Annotated in this window: 16 protein-coding genes, 1 tRNA gene and 1 pseudogene; 10 read left to right on the top strand and 8 right to left on the bottom strand. The window is 54.5% G+C overall.

The features are described from left to right. Positions 1-56: 56 nt before the first annotated feature. A pseudogene (locus GSQ86_RS23820) lies at positions 57-227 on the top strand (ComEA family DNA-binding protein); the annotation flags it as partial. Positions 228-283: 56 nt separating this feature from the next. On the opposite strand, the gene GSQ86_RS23335 reads toward GSQ86_RS23820, so the two are convergent. The 4 genes from GSQ86_RS23335 to GSQ86_RS06890 form a co-directional block, all read right to left on the bottom strand. Then, positions 284-493: a hypothetical protein gene (locus GSQ86_RS23335; RefSeq protein WP_254062205.1), complete on the bottom strand. Its 210-nt coding sequence runs from the start codon at positions 491-493 to the stop codon at positions 284-286. A 94-nt stretch (positions 494-587) separates the two neighbouring features. Next, on the bottom strand, positions 588-2,696 hold the full coding sequence (locus GSQ86_RS06900) for a catalase (protein ID WP_158749220.1): 2,109 nt from the start codon (positions 2,694-2,696) through the stop codon (positions 588-590). 261 nt (positions 2,697-2,957) lie between these two features. Continuing rightward, positions 2,958-3,755, bottom strand: coding sequence for an anti-sigma factor (locus tag GSQ86_RS06895; protein ID WP_158749219.1), 798 nt, complete (start codon positions 3,753-3,755; stop codon positions 2,958-2,960). A 3-nt stretch (positions 3,756-3,758) separates the two neighbouring features. Further along, entirely contained in the window at positions 3,759-4,325 is a 567-nt protein-coding gene (locus GSQ86_RS06890) for an RNA polymerase sigma factor (protein ID WP_158749218.1), read from the bottom strand. A 280-nt stretch (positions 4,326-4,605) separates the two neighbouring features. Here GSQ86_RS06890 and GSQ86_RS06885 point away from each other — a divergent pair, with 280 nt between their 5' ends. Next, positions 4,606-7,254: a TonB-dependent receptor gene (locus tag GSQ86_RS06885; protein ID WP_254062204.1), complete on the top strand. Its 2,649-nt coding sequence runs from the start codon at positions 4,606-4,608 to the stop codon at positions 7,252-7,254. A 63-nt stretch (positions 7,255-7,317) separates the two neighbouring features. Here GSQ86_RS06885 and GSQ86_RS06880 read toward each other — a convergent pair. Then, positions 7,318-7,394, bottom strand: a tRNA-Ile gene (locus GSQ86_RS06880). A gap of 250 nt (positions 7,395-7,644) precedes the next feature. Then, positions 7,645-9,108 (bottom strand): alpha-L-fucosidase, encoded by a 1,464-nt coding sequence (locus GSQ86_RS06875; protein ID WP_158749216.1) that lies wholly within the window; start codon positions 9,106-9,108, stop codon positions 7,645-7,647. A 155-nt stretch (positions 9,109-9,263) separates the two neighbouring features. Between GSQ86_RS06875 and fabZ the strand changes: the two genes are divergently transcribed. Genes fabZ through GSQ86_RS22945 form a run of 7 tightly spaced genes read left to right on the top strand, consistent with a single transcriptional unit; the run spans position 9,264 to position 13,420 of the window. Beyond that, positions 9,264-9,797, top strand: a complete 534-nt coding sequence (fabZ, locus tag GSQ86_RS06870) for a 3-hydroxyacyl-ACP dehydratase FabZ (protein WP_158749215.1) — start codon at positions 9,264-9,266, stop codon at positions 9,795-9,797. Then, on the top strand, positions 9,794-10,570 hold the full coding sequence (gene lpxA / locus GSQ86_RS06865; protein WP_158749214.1) for an acyl-ACP--UDP-N-acetylglucosamine O-acyltransferase: 777 nt from the start codon (positions 9,794-9,796) through the stop codon (positions 10,568-10,570). Before fabZ ends, lpxA begins: the two co-directional genes overlap by 4 nt. Positions 10,571-10,577: 7 nt before the next feature. Beyond that, positions 10,578-11,435 (top strand): LpxI family protein, encoded by an 858-nt coding sequence (locus GSQ86_RS06860; RefSeq protein ID WP_158749213.1) that lies wholly within the window; start codon positions 10,578-10,580, stop codon positions 11,433-11,435. A gap of 31 nt (positions 11,436-11,466) precedes the next feature. Beyond that, on the top strand, positions 11,467-12,021 hold the full coding sequence (locus GSQ86_RS06855; RefSeq protein ID WP_216841040.1) for a peroxiredoxin: 555 nt from the start codon (positions 11,467-11,469) through the stop codon (positions 12,019-12,021). Positions 12,022-12,024: 3 nt separating this feature from the next. After that, positions 12,025-12,474, top strand: a complete 450-nt coding sequence (locus tag GSQ86_RS06850) for a DinB family protein (protein WP_158749212.1) — start codon at positions 12,025-12,027, stop codon at positions 12,472-12,474. After that, positions 12,462-12,833, top strand: coding sequence for a CTP-dependent riboflavin kinase (locus GSQ86_RS06845; RefSeq protein ID WP_254062203.1), 372 nt, complete (start codon positions 12,462-12,464; stop codon positions 12,831-12,833). Before GSQ86_RS06850 ends, GSQ86_RS06845 begins: the two co-directional genes overlap by 13 nt. Before the next feature lie 56 nt (positions 12,834-12,889). Beyond that, positions 12,890-13,420, top strand: a complete 531-nt coding sequence (locus GSQ86_RS22945; RefSeq protein WP_216841039.1) for a hypothetical protein — start codon at positions 12,890-12,892, stop codon at positions 13,418-13,420. A gap of 313 nt (positions 13,421-13,733) precedes the next feature. On the opposite strand, the gene GSQ86_RS06835 is transcribed toward GSQ86_RS22945, so the two are convergent. Next, positions 13,734-15,530: a LysM peptidoglycan-binding domain-containing protein gene (locus GSQ86_RS06835; RefSeq protein WP_254062202.1), complete on the bottom strand. Its 1,797-nt coding sequence runs from the start codon at positions 15,528-15,530 to the stop codon at positions 13,734-13,736. Positions 15,531-15,664: 134 nt separating this feature from the next. Between GSQ86_RS06835 and lepA the strand changes: the two genes are divergently transcribed. Next, complete coding sequence (lepA, locus tag GSQ86_RS06830; protein ID WP_158749211.1) at positions 15,665-17,476, top strand: translation elongation factor 4; 1,812 nt, start codon at positions 15,665-15,667, stop codon at positions 17,474-17,476. A 342-nt stretch (positions 17,477-17,818) separates the two neighbouring features. On the opposite strand, the gene GSQ86_RS06825 is transcribed toward lepA, so the two are convergent. After that, complete coding sequence (locus GSQ86_RS06825; RefSeq protein WP_158749210.1) at positions 17,819-18,493, bottom strand: OmpH family outer membrane protein; 675 nt, start codon at positions 18,491-18,493, stop codon at positions 17,819-17,821. Between the last annotated feature and the right edge of the window lie 313 nt (positions 18,494-18,806).

Here is an 18,806-nt window from a genome sequence, read left to right as displayed (position 1 = left end):
CCGCGGACGCAACCGCCATAGCCAAGCGTAACGCGCAGGCAATCGCAAAGGGCATCGTGGAAGGGCTCGCGCGGAAGGGCCCGATAAACATCAACAGCGCCTCCGCGAAAGATCTGCAAAAACTTCCGGGAATAACGCCGGACACTGCCCAAGTGATGATTGCGGGCAGGCCCTACGATGATCCCGCGCAATTAGTCCGCAAACACATTCTCGCCAAATCTCAATACAATAGAATTCGCGCAGATCGTTGCGAAGTGATTTCATTTTTACCTCGTACGTCAACCTATTCGAGTTCCTGGATAGATTGGCGGATCTTCTCGATCTGGATGCGTTCCATTTCTTTGAGGCAATCCCAGTTCTGGATCTGTTCTGGAGTGGGCAGTGCGGTCCCGGCACTCTGGGCGTAGATCTCTTTGAGAGCTAGTTCATGCTTCCTGAGTTCCTGCTCAAGTTGCGAGAGTGTTGCATTGTCGCCCGATTCTTTATCAGTCATACGAACCACCCTTTTTGTTTCCTTAACAAAGCGAAATGCCCTTTCGAAAACTTGTGAGCGGCTCAATCAATATGGATGCCTGACTATAAGGCGCTCAGTAGATGGTTCTGACCTTTGGTTCCCGCTCCCAGATTCTTCCCTTGGCAGCAGCAGCAACGAAAGTATTTGCATTTGATCCAACTACTACGCCTATGTCTGGAACAACGCCAGCCGCATCCAGAAGTGCCTTCGCCTCTTTTGTTGCTCCGATGACCTTGCAGTGTGCAAATGCATCGTGAACCCACGCTACCGCGGCGGCTTCGGTAGAGAGCTGTGCAGCTCCCTCCGTCGATAGCGCGATAAACACTGTGTCAAATAAGACGGATGATCCCCCCGCCAGCTGGAAATCTGCGGGAAGAAGTTGACCATCGTTGGTCGCTGCCCCGCCCACCTTGGGCGCGACAATGGCAAACTCAGCCTTCACCTTAGCGGCCGCAGCCTTGAGGGAGGCTACGAGCTTTCCATCTGTGCCATCTGAGACGAGACAGCCTATCTTGCGTCCTTGAAGCGTATCTTTAGCCTTCGCAAGGATGCTCAGAGCTGGAGATGTGCGCAAATCCTCGCGAACCTTCACAGTCGTGGAAACAGGTTTAATCTTCCCCTGCAAACCCAGTCCGTTTGCGACGCGCTCCGCTATTTTGGAGTCAACATTGGCCAGTTGACCGACCATGCGTTCCCGGACAGCAGATGTTTCCACCTTGCTCAACTCAAAGATGAATGCAGAAACGATATGGTTTTGCTCGGGCTCTGTCTGCGAATAGAAGAACTGTCGCGCCTGAGAAAAGTGATCCGCGAAGGATTCAGCTCGAATGCGTGATTTGTCGCCTTCCATCGGTTCTGCAAAGCTGGATAGACCGTGATATGGATCTTGACGAGGGGTATCTTCGGCCAACGAGCTTGGGGAATAGTTCACTCTACCCGCCTGAGGACTCATCTGCATATGGCCGTCCCGCTGGAAGTGCATCACGGGACACTTTGGCGCGTTGACGGGAATTTGTTGGAAATTGGGGCCACCGAGCCGCTTCAATTGGGTGTCCAGATAGGAGAAAATTCGCCCCTGGAGGAGTGGATCATTACTGAAGTCGATACCGGGTACGACATTCCGAACGCAGAATGCAACCTGCTCTGTCTCAGCAAAAAAATTAGATACGTTCCGATCCAGGACTAAACGTCCGATGACCCGGAGAGGCAGGATTTCTTCAGGAATCAGCTTAGTCGGATCGAGAACGTCAAAGTCAAACTTGTCGGCGAAGTCCTGGTCGAAGAGTTGAAGGCCAAATTCCCATTCAGGAAAATTTCCGTTATCGATTGCATGCCACAGATCGCGGCGGTGAAAATCCGGATCGGCCCCAGAGATTTTCAGTGCCTCGTCCCATACTACTGACTGCATACCAAGCTTGGGCCGCCAATGAAACTTTACAAACGTGGCCTTCCCTTTCTCGTCGATCAGGCGATAGGTATGTACCCCGAATCCTTCCATCATTCGGAAGGAACGTGGAATAGCACGATCTGACATTGCCCACATCAACATATGCGTCGATTCCGGCATCAGAGACGCGAAATCCCAGAAGGTATCGTGCGCAGTCTGGGCTTGAGGGAAACCGCGATCAGGCTCCGCCTTCGCGGCATGGATCAGATCAGGAAACTTGATCGCGTCCTGAATGAAGAAGACCGGGATGTTATTTCCTACCAGGTCCCAATTGCCTTCATTGGTGTAGAACTTGACTGCGAATCCCCGGACATCTCGCGCGAGATCGGTCGATCCCTTGTTACCTGCGACAGTGGAAAAACGAACAAAGACGGGGGTTTTAACGCCGACTTTGTTGAAAATTCCCGCTCGCGAGATTCCTTTGAGTGAGTCAGTCAGTTCGAAGTAACCATGGGCGCCGAAGCCTCGAGCGTGGACGATTCGCTCCGGTATGCGCTCATGGTCAAAATGTTGGATCTTTTCGAGAAGGATATGATCTTCGAGGAGCGAAGGGCCTCGTGGGCCGGCTTTGAGGGAATTCTCATCATCGGCGATGACAGCGCCAGTTTGCGTTGTGAGCGGAGCATGTGTGCCGGCTGCAAGCTGATGTAATTCTCCGCCGTTGCCTGTTATTTCGCTTTTCTCGGTAGATTTCGGGTCGGTCTTATTTTCTGCGACGCGTTTACGTGTTGCCATGAAAAACCTCCCTAGGTTTCATCCGACGACCTTCTGCATTGGATCGGCTTGTCGTAAACATTGACAGGACGGGCACGCTGCGGCGCGTGAAGATGTAGGTATTGGGACGCACGATCTTTCTTCGCTGTTGCCCGTCGGTGTGGTGTAAGTTCTCTTGGATAGTCGGCCGGTTCGGTCAAGTTGCCGTAAAGTTGGCTTCTCGGGACAAATGCCAACCTCGACAAGTGACTCGGCGATTGCTCGGATTTCTGGATAGAGTGACTAGCTATTTCGACCTACGTATTTCTTATACGCGGCAATCCAGTCGGTCGCGATCTCCCGCTGCGCTACCGCCAGGTCGACAGTTCGATCGCAAACCATTTGGTGCAAGTGCCGCTCCAATTCATCTTTAGCCTGAGCGTTCCACCTGGCATTTGAATAAGGCTCCGGCCACAGATTCCTTATATCGTTTGTTCCGCCTAGCTGGGGATTGACTAGATAGTCGATTTGATACTTTCGTGTGTGTCTATTGGATGGGAGGCCATATTCCTGAAAGACAGCTCTCTCGGTTGAAGAAGGCACTTTTGGATCGAGGTCATCGTCAGTAGAGGAGCATATATCCGTCAACGTCACAGCGCGAACTGCACCAGGAGTCAAAGAGTGATTCGGAACGATAGCCTCTTCCTGGGGGTTCAATAAAGATGGTTGGTCTGTCCAGATTTTTCTTCCACCATAGAAGGCAAATCCGATGAAAACCAGAACGATCGCCGCCGCGATCGGCAGGCGAAGATGAAAGCTTGCCACACGATCACGCCAGAAAGAATGACTCTTGCGATCTTTCACGAGCTTTTTCTGGAGGAGAGCGCGAGATCGTGCCGTCGTTGAACCCAATTCAAACTGTTCCGAGGTGTAGAGCTCGTTCAGAGCATCCAGCGTGCCTTCTATCGATGCCTGCCGGTTCCGACAGTTCGGGCAAGCCGCGATATGTTCGCGAAGGTGCTCTATACAATCTGCCGGAAGTTCATCATCGATGAATTGAAGGATCTCTTCATCAGACGGGTGTTGAGAACGATCGGGCATGTTTTACCTCTTATCTACCTGTTCCAACCGCGCAAGAGAACGGCTGAGCGATGCGGAGACGCTACCGAGTGAAATACCAAGTATCCTGGCGATCTCTCGATAACGAAGTCCCTCGGCGCGCAGTCTCAGGCACGACCGATCCTCAATCGATAACGCTTGGAGAACGGATGCAAGTCGCGCATGCCTTTCGCCGAACAGCATACACTCCTCGGGATTAGGATTCGGATCCAATATTTCGACCTGTGCTGTATCCCTTCCAGCAGGATCGTTGAGTATCTTCATTCTTCGTTTCAGCGCCAGATTGTGAGTCACGCGAAAGAGCCAGCCGTGTAGGTTATCTCCGTGTCGGCCTCGCTGCAAATGATGAAAGAGTGCAAGGAACGTCTCCTGCACAATATCTTCACCGTCCTGCATGGTAACGCCAAAGCTCACGGCATATCTCAGCAGCCGTGTCTGCATGAGATCGAACAAGCCGAGCACTTCGTCTTCCAATGAAGCGCCTCGGTTCATCCACTCCGCTGAGGAGCGCAGAACGAGACCAATAGCCGTGTTGGTTGAAAGGGATGACATGCCGGCTGCATTCATAATATGCAATTTCCGGTGAGTGCAGACTATCCCGGTGACAAGAAAAAGGCTGAACAAATCCGCAGCAGCAGGAATACATATGCAGAGGCCCAAAAGAATATCGGCATGACTTACATCTGCGCCACCCAAAGGACCAGACAGAATGCTGCTGACTTTTCGCTCCGGTATGTTATGTATAGCTTTTTTGCTGTGTATCGGACATCCTGCCTACCCACAAGTGGCGGCCTCGCCTTCTAATGTAAGAATCGGTGAAATCCGACTCCGGGTGAGCGATCCCTCGGGTGCCGGTTTGCGGGCCAGCGGAAGTCTCACCGGCCCCGGTACAAACCGCACGTTCCAGACGGATGCGCAGGGCGCATTTTCCCTGAGCGGTTTAGCCTTCGGAAGGTATCAGCTCCAGATTTCCAGCTTTGGCTTTGTTTCTCGTATTGTCACGCTCCATGTAAACTCGGCGGCTCCGGTTTCTCAGGAGGTTAGACTCCTTGTCCAGGGTATTTCGATGAGCATTACGGTCTTTTCTCCCACGCCGATCGGACAGGCTGATCAGTCTCGTGACCAGATACCCGTTCCAGTGCAGGGATTGACAGCGAAAAACCTCGAAGATAGCAACGCGCTCGATCTTGCGGATCTGATGAATAGGCGTTTGACCAGTGTCTATGTGAATGAGAACGTCGGTAATCCATACCAGCCGGACATCAACTATCGTGGCTATACGGCTTCGCCTCTGTTAGGGACTCCCGAGGGGCTCTCGGTCTATCTGGATGGTGTGCGCCAGAACCAACCATTCGGCGATATCGTTTCCTGGGACCTGATCCCGAAATTAGCCATTCGGGACATGGCGCTGATTCCCGGCTCTGACCCAGTCTATGGCTTGAACACATTGGGCGGCGCCGTCTCGGTGCAGACACAGAACGGGCTTACCGCTCCCGGCGGCTCGCTGCAGATAACGGGCGGAAAGTTTGGGCGCCGCGCCGGTGAAGGAGAGCTAGGCGGTGTGTTGCCCGGTGGTTTTAATTATTACCTCGCCGGCAATCTCTATCACGAGGACGGGTGGCGGCAATTTTCTCCCTCTGAAGTGCGGCAGGCTTTTGCAAAAATCGGATGGACGGATGCAAAGACGAGTGTCTACCTGAGTGGAGCTTATGCGGACAATTGGATGACAGGAAACGGGACTTCAGACTTTCGCTTCCTGAACGTGGACTATACGTCCGTCAATACCATTCCAGATGTGACCTGGGACCATTCTCCTTCACTGACGCTGAATGTAACTCACGCGGTGACGGATAACCTGACCCTCTCTGGCAACACGTACTATCGCTACGTGAGAGCCGACAGCTCTAATGGCGATTTGAACGATGATTCCTTCGACCAAAATCTCTACAACCTGAGCCCGGCCGATGTGGCTGCGCTTACGGCTGCAGGTTATTCAGATTTTCCAATCACAGGCGACTCTACGACAGAGCCTTTTCCATATTGGAGTTGCCTTGCACAAGTACTCCAAAACGATACTGGCGGCGAGCCATCTGAGAAGTGCAACGGCGTCATCACGCGTACGACGGACAAGCAGAACAGCTATGGTCTCTCCGGCCTGATCACGTGGAGAACCAGGCACAACCGCTTGGCTGCAGGGGCGGGATGGGATCGTGGCACCTCGACTTACCACCAACTCACCCAGCTTGGCTACATGAACTCGGACAACGTCTCTTTTACACTTGTTCCGATCTTCCTCGATGGCACAACATTTTCCGACGGAGACCCGGTAGACACTCAGGTGTTGCTGCACGGGATAGTAAACACGCCCAGCGTCTACGCCACCGACGCCTTCACCTATGGTCCATGGACCTTTACTCTCTCCGGACGCTATAACCACACCTCACTTGACAATGTGGATTATCTGCCTCTATCCGCGGCCCGAGGGAATCTAACCAGTAACAATGTCTTCCAGCGGTTCAACCCCGCAGTCGGATTCACGTACAAGCCCAGTCGTTTCTTCAATACTTATTTCAACTATAGCGAGGCAAGCCGCGCCCCAACATCTATCGAACTTGGTTGCGCTGATCCCAACGAGCCCTGCAATTTACCGAACGCGCTGGTGAGTGATCCTCCGCTCAAGCAAGTCGTTTCGCGCACTTTTGAGGTGGGTATTCGCAGCAACGATACCGGTACGTTTCACTGGAGTGCCGACTACTTTTTCGGGCAGAACTATAACGATTTGCTTTTTGTGGCTTCCGAACAGACCGGCTTCGGATACTTCCTCAACTTCGGTAAGACACGACGCGATGGTGTGGAACTAGAGCTTGCCGAGGACTGGGATCACTGGAGCGTGGGTGGGAACTACACCTTCCTGAATGCGACCTATCAGAGTTCGCAGACTATCGATGGCGGCAGCAACAGCACGAACGACAGCGCGCTGGCTGGAATGCCCGGCATCGATGATGACATCCACATCACTCCCGGAGATTTTATCCCGCAGGTGCCGCGCAATATATTCAAGATCTATGGCCAGTACAAGCCTTCGTCGAAATTGACGGCTGAGATGAATATTCTCGCGGTTGGCTCATCTTTCGCACGCGGCAATGAAAATAACATGGATCAACCAGATGGCATTTTCTATCTTGGATCGGGCAAATCCGCGGGTTACGGGATTGCCAATTTGGGAGCGCGGTATCAGATCATTCCACGCATTGAGCTTTTTGTGCAGCTGAACAATCTGCTCGACAAGCACTATTCGACAGGGGCCCAGCTTGGCACCACACCTTTCGACAATAATGACCATTTCGTCGCACAGCCATTCGGAACACCATACGGCACCGACGATGGCCAGATCCCGATCCGCAGTTCAGCCTTTCTGGCACCAGGAGCCCCATTCAATATTTATGGCGGCTTAAAGATAACGTTGTGGAAGAAGCGGTAGAGAGCTCAAAGGAGTCCGAATCAACGCGCTCGCCGCCTGCGAACCTTTTTTGTGAATCTGGCTTGGTGGGCCCACCAGGACTCGAACCTGGAACCAAAGCATTATGAGTGCTCTGCTCTAACCGATTGAGCTATGGGCCCTTTAATTGACTTCGATACAACGTGGCCGAAGTTTTGCGTAACGTTAGCTCACCGTAACACTCGAGAGACTCGCCAGCTTCATTATTGTAAATGCATCGGTGCCGTACCAATGGGTATGAAGCTTCGGGCATGGTGCTTTTCAACTGCAGAGGGTACGCATCGGGCAAGCGACATCCTTTCAATGCAGTACAAGTGATCCGACCAACGATCTTGGAAAGTTGGAGGCGGATCAACAGAATCACTTCACCGCTTATTCAGGTTCGTCATAAACGCCGAGATCCGCGATATGCGGGCTGTTGTGGCTGCTCTCAAATGTCAGCCGAACACGCTGCGCTGAAACACGTGGAATGCGGTGAATCGTAGTCGGGGCGGGCACTCCGCCTTCTGCCAGCGGCACCCATTTTGCGCCGTCCCAACCTTCAAAGTGGTAGCTCTTGATACGAGACTGTTGGTAATCGTCCCATCTGCCAACCGGCTCGATTAAAGAAACCACATTGAAGCTCTGCTGTTTCTTCAGGTCGACTTCAATCCAGCCTGACGTCAACCCCTCATCCGGATACCAACTGGACTGGAAGCTTCCATCGTTTGCCTCATCTGGACCGACGGTGTCAGGGTATGAGCTGGCATGGATCGGCTTGGCTGTAGCCAGGTTGGGCGTGGTAATGACCACATGCTTGCTGATCTTGTCAGCAGGCCCGGGATTTTTCCACGCTTTGCCAATCTCCTCAAGACGGCTGATGACATTGGGAGCGAGACGTCCCTCGCGCGTCGGTGGTGCGTTGAGAATCAGGGTGCAATATCTCCGGTTAAGCGGCACCAGCCATTCGTTCACCACCGTCTCCGTGGGTTTCAGGTGGCCATCGAGATCGCTTTGCTTCCAGAACCATCCGTCGGTGAGGGTAACGCAAGAGAGAGCAGGCAGATCGCTGCCTTGAGGGACCTTCTGCCCCGCGTTCTGTTCGAATGCTTTGATGTCTGAGTAGTAGAGTCCGCCAGCGGGAAACTGGCTGGTATTCAGGTCAGTGATAAGGCAATTGGGCTGCAGTGTTTTGATGTGCTCATAGATTTCGCGAAATGGTACCTCTTCATACGTGATGCGACTCCAGGGCGCATTCCAGCCATCGGTGATGAGGATATCGATCTCGCCATAGTTGGTGAAGAGATCGGTAAGCTGATCCTTGATGAGCTGGATCTTGTCCGGAGTGACATTGAAATGGCGAATGTCATCGCGGAGCGAAAGGATCGAATAATACAGCCCCACGCGGAGACCCGCCTTACGGAAGGAATCGATATAAGCGCGGACAACATCAATTTGGTGCGAGGTCTGCCGAACGCTGGCTCCGCGCGTCTTTGTCGGCCAGATGCAGAAGCCATCATGGTGCCGCGTGGTAAGGCAACCCCAGGTCATGTTGGCCGATTTCGCTGCTGCAGCCCATTGGTCGGTATCGAGGGCCGTAGGGTGGAACAGATCAGGCGCTGAAGTGGGGTCGCCCCATTCGCGGTCTTGAAACGTGGCCATGTTGAAATGCAGAAACATGCCGAAGCGCAAATCTACAAATCGTTGTTGGAGATCGAGCAGGGCTGGTTGCCGCGGGATGGCTCGTGCCACTCGCGGGCTCTGTGTATTTGTCTCCGCCGTCATGGCTTGGCCTGGAAGCACGGCCAGGGTCGCAGCTTCAGCGGCCAGTCGGAAAAAGTCTCTTCTCGTCGTCATATAAGCAAATTAAGCGTTCTCAGATTTAGAAAATCTTGCGTAAGATCTGCCAATAACTTCATAAAAGCTATTAGTTTTGCGGCATTTCTGCGAGCATTTCACGGCGCCCACATTTCGCCAAAGGCGCAGTCCCTTTATAATCGCACGTGCATATTATGGAGAACGCAACCCACACTCCGGAGCCCAGCAAGGTGCTCGAAATTACCGATATCATGGCGATCCTGCCGCATCGTTACCCTTTCCTTCTCATTGATCGCGTGGTCGAGATCGAACGGAAAAAGCGGATCGTCGCGATTAAAAATGTCACCATCAACGAGCCATTTTTTCAGGGTCATTTTCCGAATTACCCCATCATGCCCGGCGTACTCGTGATCGAGGCGATGGCGCAGGCAGGCGGAGCGTTGCTGCTGACCGAGATTCCGGACCGCGAAAGCAAGCTGATGGTCTTTACAGGAATCGAGCGCGCCAGATTTCGGCGGCCCGTGGTGCCCGGTGACCAGTTGCGCATTGAAATCAATGTGCTGCAATGGAAGACCCGCGCCGTGCGCATGGAAGGTTTGGCGACGGTGGAAGGCAAGCTCGCATGCGAGGCCACAGTAATGTGCCAGCTTGTTCCCAGGCGGGCGCAAGAAACTGCTACTGAACATCCTGAAACGCCAGCTCTCCAAACCGCGGTGACGACAGAGTGAGTATCCACCCAACTGCGATTGTTGCGGCCACGGCCGTTGTTCCTGAATCGTGCATGGTTGGCCCATACTGTACCGTCGGTCCGGATGTGGTTTTGGGCGAAGCATGCGAACTCATCTCGCATGTCGTGCTCGACGGACATCTGAAGGCCGGTGCTCGGAACAAGTTTTACTCCTTTGCCTGTGTAGGCGTCGCACCGCAGGACCTGAAATATAAGGGCGAGCCTACCGGCGTTGCCATGGGCGACGACAATGTCGTTCGCGAGTGTGTGACCATCTCGCGTGGCACAACGGGCGGTGGCGGCACCACACGCGTTGGCAACGGCTGCCTTATCATGGCCTACACGCATATCGGTCATGACAGCGTGGTCGGCGACTCCTGCATCCTGGCCAATGGCGCTACGCTGGCAGGGCACGTCATCGTTGAAGATTTTGTGACCGTTGGCGCGCTCAACCAGGTGCATCAATATTGCCGTATTGGAAAATACGCCTATACCGGTGGTGGCACGACGGTGACACAGGATGTGTTGCCGTACTCCTTGACCTCAGCCAGGCGCGAGACACGCGCCTACGGCTTGAATAAGGTAGGTCTGGAGCGGCGCGGCTTTGATCGCACGCGTCTGCGCGCAATTCAACATGCCTACCGCTATTTGCTTGCCGGAAAGCTGAACACCTCACAGGCACTGGAGAAGCTGAAAAGCGAAGGCATTGCCACCGAGGACGTCACTTACCTGGTGGAGTTCATCGAGAAGTCTGAGCGCGGAGTGTTGAAGTAATCGCGCTATGAAGCTCGGACTCATCGCCGGAAATGGCCGCTTTCCTTTTTTGCTTCTTGAAGCTGCACGCGCACATGGGCTCGAAGTCATTGTCGCGGCCATCAAGGAAGAAACTGACCCCGAGATGAATGAGCGCGCCGCTGCCGATCCGGGTGTCCGCGTCTACTGGCTTTCGCTTGGAGAATTATCGAAGCTGATCGAGACCTTTCACAACGAGGACGTCACCCGCGCCGTGATGGCGGGACAAGTGAAGCATAAGCAGATCTTCTCAAGTATCCGGCCTGATTGGCGTCTGGCGAAGCTGCTGCTCTCTCTGAGTACGAAAAATACCGACATGCTGCTCGGCGCGGTCGCGAAAGTTTTAGGCGATGAAGGCATCGAGCTGATTTCATCGACAGCCTACCTTGAGCCGTTGCTGGCAAACTCTGGTGTGCTGACGGCTCGCGCACCATCCGGGCATGAACTGGAGGACATCGCATACGGCCGTTCTGTGGCCAACGCGGTCGCCGGGTACGATATTGGCCAGACCGTGGTTGTCGCGAGCCAGGCATGCGTTGCCGTCGAGGCAATGGAGGGCACCGACGCCGCCATTGCGCGTGCTGGCGCGATCATGAAGACAATGGCGGACGAAGGCGAAGCCTCCACCTTCAATCGTGATCTGACGGTCATAAAGGTCGCCAAGCCAAAGCAGGATATGCGCTTCGATGTGCCCGTTATTGGAATCAAGACCATCGAAGCGATGGAGCAGGCGCATGCGACGTGCCTTGCGGTTGAAGCCGGAAGAACATTGATTTTTGATCGGGATACAGTTCTTTTGCGTGCCAATGCAGCGAATATTGCGATCGTAGCCGTAGAACAGGGATAATGAAGCACGCCCGGAAGGAGGGCAAATCGCCGTGTCTAAGCTTTCCATCGTATTGATTGCAACCGTGATTATCTTAGGTGCCGGTTTCCTGGCAGTGCGCGGCTTTGCCGCTGACGAGACAGCCATGCCGCAGGTCGGCCAGCAGGCTCCGAACTTTACATTGACTTCGCAGGAAGGCAAGCCTGTAAGCCTAGATGGCTTTCGCGGCAAGTGGGTCGTTCTCTACTTCTATCCCAAGGACATGACCACGGGCTGCACTATCGAAGCACATAATTTCCAGCACGATCAGGAGAAGTTCCTGAAGGCAAATGCCGTGATCCTCGGCGTTAGCGTCGACTCGGTCGACAGTCACAAGCAGTTCTGCGCGAAGGACGGCCTCAACTTTACACTGCTGAGCGATGAAGAAAAGAAAGTCGTCGCCGAGTATGGATCGCTGGGCAACTATGGGGTGATGAAGATCGCCAACCGCAACACCTTCCTCATCGATCCGCAGGGTAAGATCGTGAAGGTATGGACGAAGGTTGATCCTTCTCATCACAGCGAAGAAGTACTGACGGCACTCAACCAGATGGAAGGACAGCACTAAAGCATGGCGAATTCAGTTGCGAGTAATTTTGTGGCGGGTTGCGAAGCAATCCGCCATTCGCTTTTTCAGCTAGCGGAAAATGTTGCCGGCGAGCCGTGGCGCGAAGGTGGATGGACGCGCAAGCAGGTTCTCGGGCACATGATCGATTCCGCGGCCAACAATCATCAGCGATTCGTGCGTGCCTCTATCGACGGCGCTTACACCGGCCCCTTCTACGCGCAGGATGGCTGGGTCGCCGCTCATGGATACGCAGCGATGCCGTGGGCGACACTGCTTAACTGGTGGCAGGCCCAGCACGAGATGCTTCAGGCAGTCGTTGAGAGGGTGCCGGAAGACAGACTCGATGCTGCGTGTCAGGTTGGCGACAACGATCCCGCAACGCTGCGATTTCTGATCGAAGACTACATCGCTCACCAGCAGCATCACCTGGAGCAGATATTGTGTCCGTCCTGAAGGGGGTTGTCGTCTCCGGCATGGGCAACTTCTCCTATTGGCTCGAAAAGCTGGAGAGCTTCTATACACAGAAGACCGGCCTGCGGCTCTTTCCTGGAACGCTGAATCTGAAGCTTGAGCAGGCATACTCACTGCCTGCCCAGACCATTCGTCTGGAGAAAGAAGAATACGGAGGCACCGTTTCCGTCAGCATGGTGCCGTGCCGCGTCTTCGATCGCCCGGCATTCCTACTGCGCACTGACGCGAATGAAGCGGGCGCCGGTCATCATCCTAAGAACATCATTGAGATCGCAACGGATATCAAACTACGTGAGGCCTATCAGTTACGAGACGGAGACGAAGTGGAAGTGCACATATAACTGTGCAACCGATGTGCAGACGCAAAAAAGCCCGGCGATGAGCCGGGCTCTTTTGCTTGCCTTGGGACTACTTCGTTGCCTTTTTCGTTGCCTTCTTTGTTGCCTTTTTTGCTGCCTTCTTCGCAGGCGCCTTCTTGGCTACTGCCTTCTTGGCTGCCTTCTTTGCAGGAGCCTTCTTGGCTGCTGCCTTCTTTGCTGCTTTCTTTACTGCCAAAGTAGTACCTCGTTTGGTTGATTTATTAACGCTGGCGCTCTTTTTCTTACCAGCCACGGATTTCTTCGTGGCTTTACCGCCGCTACGAGCGCCTTTACTGCTGGACTTAGCGGCAGATTTCTTTACGGCTTTTTTCGCCGGAGCTTTTTTCGCAGCTTTTTTAGCTGGCGCCTTTTTCGCCTTCTTTGCCGGCGCTTTCTTCACAGCCTTCTTGACTGGAGCTTTCTTCACTGCCTTTTTGGCTGGAGCTTTCTTCACTGCCTTTTTGGCTGGAGCTTTCTTTGCCACTGATTTCTTCTTTGCCGGAGCCTTCTTGGCTGCAGCAGGCTTCGCCCCACTTACTTCTTCGGCTGCAGCGAAGGGTTCTTCATGAGTTTCCGGCTTCTCTTCGTCGAGGTCATCGATGTCGTCATCATCAGAGGAGATGGAAATGGTTACTTCCTCCTCTTCCTCATCTTCGCCGAAGCCATCATCCACTTCTTCTGAGTAGTCGTCCGTTTCAGGTTCAAATTCACTGTCATTTTGCGCGTAAAGTTTGCGATCGTCCTGCATGAAAATGTCCTCCGGCCTCGGTGCCTGTTTTCCGTTCTACCACAGAGTGCGCGATTTTATGCACCTGCTCTGCCGCGCGGATTATAGCAACAGCATGCAACGGCTTGCCAATGAACGCAAGTGTTTAGTGAGGGTCATGGTTGAGTTTTCTTCCCCTTTACGGTCGCACTGTGAGAAGGAGCGGCCGCTTTCGGTTCAGCATGCACTTGTTTGTCTCCGCGTGTTGCGTGGTGAGATGCGGATTCCGTGTTGTGCGCCGCTGCTTTTCCTCGCGCTTTATGCGAGCCGGCGGAGATACGCGCGGGCTCTGCAATATAAAGTCGACGCCCCGGAGCGACGGTGTTGCTGCGCAGGCTGTTCCAACGTCGAAGCTGGTCGACGGTCACGCCAAAGCGATCCGCTACCGTAATGAGCGTATCGCCGTGCTGCACTTTGTAAGTGCTGTTGCGTGCTGCCGATGGCGCAGCGGCCGGAGCTACAGGAATGACCAACGAATCGAGGCCGCTCAGGTCAGTCGTCGAGCTTAACTGATTCACGAAGGCAATTTCAGAACTGGAGACGTGATATTGGCGTGCAATATCTTCGAGCGTTTCACCGGAAGTGAGAACGTGGAAACGCCAGTAACGTCGCTTGTCTTCGGGAATCTCAGCGATGCGTTTTTCGAAGAGGCCTTTGCCTCCCGGCGGCAGATGCAGATCGAAAGGCTCGTCAGGCGGCGTGCTCATGCGAAGCAGACTCGGATTAAGCGAAACAACCTCCTGCACAGGCGCGTTCACAATGTCAGCAACAAGTCGCAGATCGACTGCATAATCCGTCTTGACCGTATCCGTCACCAGAGCAGGATCGGGCTCAAGGTCCGTCAAGCCATACTGCTTCGGATTCTTCGCCATGATGGTGACGGCGAGAATAATGGGCACGTAATTCTTTGTCTCTGCCGGCAGGTTGTTACGGCGATACAGTTCCCAGAAATCCGCATACCCGGTGCGCTCGACTGCGTGTTGAATGTTCCCGGTGCCCCAGTCGTATGCAGCCATCGCAAGGTACCAGTCGCCAAGCTGGTCGTACTGCTGCTTGATCCACTTGGCATAGGCGCGCGTAGCCTTCTCCGGATCGAAGCGCTCGTCATACCATCCGGTACGCGAAAGTCCATAGGAGTTATAAGGCATGAATTGCCACATGCCGCCTGCGCCGGAGTGCGGATTCACTGCCTGGGCGCGGAATCCGGATTCGGCGACAGCCTGATAGATCAGATCCTGCGGCACGCCCTCTTCTTTCAGTACGCGCTCGATCATCTCCTTGTAGCGCCCCGCCCGCGTGAGTGAGTTCACGATGGTGTTATGACCCTTGGCAGTATTGGTGAAGAAATTGATATAGCTGGCAACGTAGTCATTCATCACCAGCGGCAGATCCGACTGCGTCGTCTTCAACTCAGCTTCCGCCTGCGCTCTTACGTTTGGATCGACAGGAAAGGTGACGTCGTTGGCGATCTCTACCGGCGCGTCTTCCGGATGTTGCTGCTGTCCGCTTGATGGGCCATTCTCGCGCAGCGCATCCATCTCCAGCGTGTTGATAGCGTCGACGATGTGATCGAACTCCTCACTCATTGCCGGATCGCTCTTGAAGTCAATCCCGCTGCGCAGCATCAGATCTACGGCATAGTCGAAGTTGGAGCGTGCCGCTGCAACGTGACCGTCGCGGTAATTGCTGATGCCCGTCTGATATGCCTTCTCTACGCTGTCGATGAGAGATTGGTCGCGCGCAGAAATCGCCTGCGAGGAAAAGACTGTCTTCTGCGGTGGTTGCGTCTGCGGACTTTCTGCAGCTGTCGTTTGCGGCTTTGGTGACAAGAAGGCTGCAGCGCTCACGACGCTGCTTGAGAGGCAAACCATGGCCGCGACAAAAGCGGCGCCTGAAAGTTTCACTACAGACATGCGGATTTACTGCTTTATTGTATGGGCATAAAGCGCCTGCATGCTATACCGGATGCGATAATAAGGCTTGAGCGAAAGAAGTTTCTCTGCTTCCAGTGCATCGGAAGCAGCCCCTTCTGTGTCGCGCTTTTCCCATGGACAGAAAGCTAATCCGCAATTTTGCGATCATCGCGCATATCGATCACGGCAAATCTACGCTCTCAGACCGCCTGCTTGAGCTTACCGGCTCGCTGACCGCACGCGAGATGCAGGCACAGGTTCTCGACGCGATGGACCTCGAACGTGAGCGCGGCATCACGATCAAAGCGCATTCGGTGCGCATGATGTACCCGGCCAAAGACGGCACTACTTATCAGCTCAACCTCATCGATACACCGGGCCACGTGGACTTTTCCTACGAAGTCTCGCGCTCGCTCGCATCGTGCGAAGGCGCGTTGCTGGTCGTCGATGCCTCCCAGGGCGTTGAAGCACAGACGCTGGCGAATGCCTACCTTGCCATCAATCACGGGCTCGAAATCATTCCCGTCATCAACAAGATCGATCTGCCCAGCGCCGACGTCGTGCGCACGCAGGAGATGATCGAGCAGGCAGTAGGCCTCGATGCCACTGATGCTATTCCTGTAAGCGCGAAGACGGGCCTCGGCGTGCCGGATATTCTCGAAGCCATTGTGCATCGTCTGCCGCCGCCTGCGGGTGATGCCAGCGCACCGCTGCAGGCTCTTATCTTCGATTCCTGGTTCGACGCCTACCGCGGCGTCATCGTACTGGCCCGTATTATCAACGGCAGGCTGCGCAAGGGCGCGAAGATTCGTCTTATGTCGAATGGCAAAGTCTTCGATGTGGAATCGATGGGCGTGCTGACGCCGAAGCCAGTCGAGATTACCGAACTCTCCGCGGGCGAAGTTGGTTTCTTTGTCGCCACTATCAAGAACGTTGCCGATACTAAGATCGGCGATACGGTGACTGAAGACAACCGTCCCGCTTCTGAGCCGCTGCCCGGATTCGAGGACATCAAGTCGATGGTCTTCGCCGGCATCTATACCGTCGACTCGCACGAGCACACTCTGCTTCGCGATGCTCTGGAAAAGCTGCGGCTTAACGATTCGTCGTTCTTCTTCGAACCGGAAAGCTCCGTGGCCCTCGGCTTCGGTTTCCGCTGCGGCTTCCTCGGCCTGCTGCACATGGAGATCATCCAGGAGCGGCTGGAGCGCGAGTTCAACCTCGACCTGATCACGACGGCTCCCGGAGTGCGCTACCAGGTCACCATGACCGACGGGACGCGGCTGGAAGTGGATAATCCGTCACGCTGGCCTGACCCGAGCGAGATCGAAAAGATCGAAGAGCCGATCATTACGGCGATGATCCTGACCAACGAAGAGTATGTCGGCGGCATCCTGAAGCTGGTTGAAGAGAAGCGCGGACGGCAGAAGAACTTCGAGTACGTCACACCAACGCGGGTCATGCTGACCTACGAGCTGCCGCTCAATGAGATCGTTCTCGACTTCTATGACCGCCTCAAATCCGTCTCGCGCGGTTATGCTTCGCTCGATTATCACCTTTCCGGCACCTGGGATTCGCCGATGGTGAAGATGGACATCCTCGTCTCCGGTGAGCCGGTCGATGCGCTTTCGATTATCGTGCACCGCGAATTTGCCTATGAGCGCGGACGCGCGCTGGTTTCGAAGATGCGCGAGCTGATTCCACGGCAGCAGTTTGAGGTTGCCATCCAGGCTGCTATTGGGTCGAAGGTCGTCGCCCGCGAAACCGTCTCCGCACTGCGGAAAAACGTACTGGCCAAGTGCTACGGAGGCGACATTTCGCGTAAACGAAAGCTCTTGGAGAAGCAAAAAGAGGGCAAAAAGCGGATGAAACGCATCGGAAAAGTCGACATTCCACAGGAGGCGTTTCTGGCCGTACTCAAAGTTGGCGAAGACAGCAACCGTTAGGCCGTTTTAAACGCGCTTTGCTTCGTTCGAAAGTCACAGTCCTTTCATGTGACCTGTGGAAAGTGCAAAAGATGCGTTTTCTAGACAGGGGAGCGAACTTTGTCAAGGAGAATTGTAGCCAAACGCTGCTTCTCATTGAAAATAAGTCACTTTCGCCACGGCAGACACTTTACTACGTAAGATTTACAAGCTATTCAATAAATTGCCGTGAAGACGCGGGAAGGTCTTCCACATTTTTTTCCACAGATTGCCATGGAGCAGAAGTAGTCCGTTTTATCTGTATTAAAGGCAGTAAAAAAACCCCGAAAAGGGGTCTTTTTTACTGCTCTAGATCTGAGTTTCTTACTGTCTTGGAGCGGCTGGATGAGTAGCGGTGGGGTGTGGCGTGGGAGCGGAGGGTGCTGCCGCTGCTCCTGCTGTACCGCCCGCGGGTGCCGGGATGCCAGACTTCTGGTTGTAGGCCTGAATGACCGCAGCCGAGATGTCCGTTGCCTGGTTAGCCCAGAGGACAGGGCTTTCCTGGGTGCTGCGATCGATCACGACGGTATAACCCTGCTGCTGCGCGTAGGCCTGAAGGACGTTGTAGACCTTCTCAGCAAGCTGCGTGTAAGTCTGCTGCAGATCCTGCTGGAAGTCGTTCTGCGTGTCCTCGCCAAGACGCTGGAAGGCCTTTTCCTTCTCGTCGACAGCCTTCAGGCGGTTCTGGCGCTCGGCATCGCTCAGGTTAGCGCCAGCTGTCTGCAGGCTCTTCTTGAGCGAATCGATCTCATCGCTCATACCCTTCAGCTGAGTGCGCTTGGGATCGTACTTCTTCTGGAGGTCGGCGAAGTTCCGCTGGCCTTCGTTGGTCTGCATGACGGCCGGCTGGAACATAATCACGGCAATCTTCACCGGACCTACTGGGGCAACGGCTGCGGACGCGGCAGGATCTGCTGGAGCCGTGCTGCCCGCCTGGGCGACGGCGCTGACGCCGAGTCCGGACGCAAGCAGGCAAACGAGTGTTAACGAGCGCTTCATGGAAATGTGAAACTCCTTAGGTTCTTGGGTGTTGTCGCCCGCATTTCTGTGCGGAAGCGAACTTTCGCTTCCTGTTATTACCGTCTGAGGCGCTTCATTGGGGCGGTTTTCCGGCCGGAAAAGCCAAAAACGCGGAGCAGAAACACGGACAGAGGACATTCTCAGGAACTCAAGCGAATTATAGGTCCGTGCGAGACCAAGGTCAAACCGGCAATATGTGAAACGGTGCAGGAACCGACTGCGGCGCCCGTTCCGGCTGTCCTGTTCCAGAGTGGACGGAGCGGGACCCCCCTTACCCCCTGTATTTTCTTCG

The sequence above is a fragment of the Acidobacterium sp. S8 genome, assembly GCF_009765985.1.
Lineage (GTDB): Bacteria > Acidobacteriota > Terriglobia > Terriglobales > Acidobacteriaceae > Alloacidobacterium.
This window is presented reverse-complemented; position numbering and strand designations above follow the sequence as displayed.

What these genes read in the sequence shown, in the direction of transcription:
- GSQ86_RS06875 (WP_158749216.1), bottom strand. Translation starts at nt 9,108, where the DNA reads ATGACGACGAGAAGAGACTTTTTCCGACTGGCCGCTGAAGCTGCGACC.
- fabZ (WP_158749215.1), top strand. Translation starts at nt 9,264, where the DNA reads ATGGAGAACGCAACCCACACTCCGGAGCCCAGCAAGGTGCTCGAAATT.
- GSQ86_RS06835 (WP_254062202.1), bottom strand. Translation starts at nt 15,530, where the DNA reads ATGTCTGTAGTGAAACTTTCAGGCGCCGCTTTTGTCGCGGCCATGGTT.
- GSQ86_RS06895 (WP_158749219.1), bottom strand. Translation starts at nt 3,755, where the DNA reads ATGCCCGATCGTTCTCAACACCCGTCTGATGAAGAGATCCTTCAATTC.
- GSQ86_RS06825 (WP_158749210.1), bottom strand. Translation starts at nt 18,493, where the DNA reads ATGAAGCGCTCGTTAACACTCGTTTGCCTGCTTGCGTCCGGACTCGGC.
- GSQ86_RS06850 (WP_158749212.1), top strand. Translation starts at nt 12,025, where the DNA reads ATGGCGAATTCAGTTGCGAGTAATTTTGTGGCGGGTTGCGAAGCAATC.
- GSQ86_RS06890 (WP_158749218.1), bottom strand. Translation starts at nt 4,325, where the DNA reads ATGTCATCCCTTTCAACCAACACGGCTATTGGTCTCGTTCTGCGCTCC.
- lepA (WP_158749211.1), top strand. Translation starts at nt 15,665, where the DNA reads ATGGACAGAAAGCTAATCCGCAATTTTGCGATCATCGCGCATATCGAT.
- GSQ86_RS23335 (WP_254062205.1), bottom strand. Translation starts at nt 493, where the DNA reads ATGACTGATAAAGAATCGGGCGACAATGCAACACTCTCGCAACTTGAG.
- GSQ86_RS06860 (WP_158749213.1), top strand. Translation starts at nt 10,578, where the DNA reads ATGAAGCTCGGACTCATCGCCGGAAATGGCCGCTTTCCTTTTTTGCTT.
- GSQ86_RS06900 (WP_158749220.1), bottom strand. Translation starts at nt 2,696, where the DNA reads ATGGCAACACGTAAACGCGTCGCAGAAAATAAGACCGACCCGAAATCT.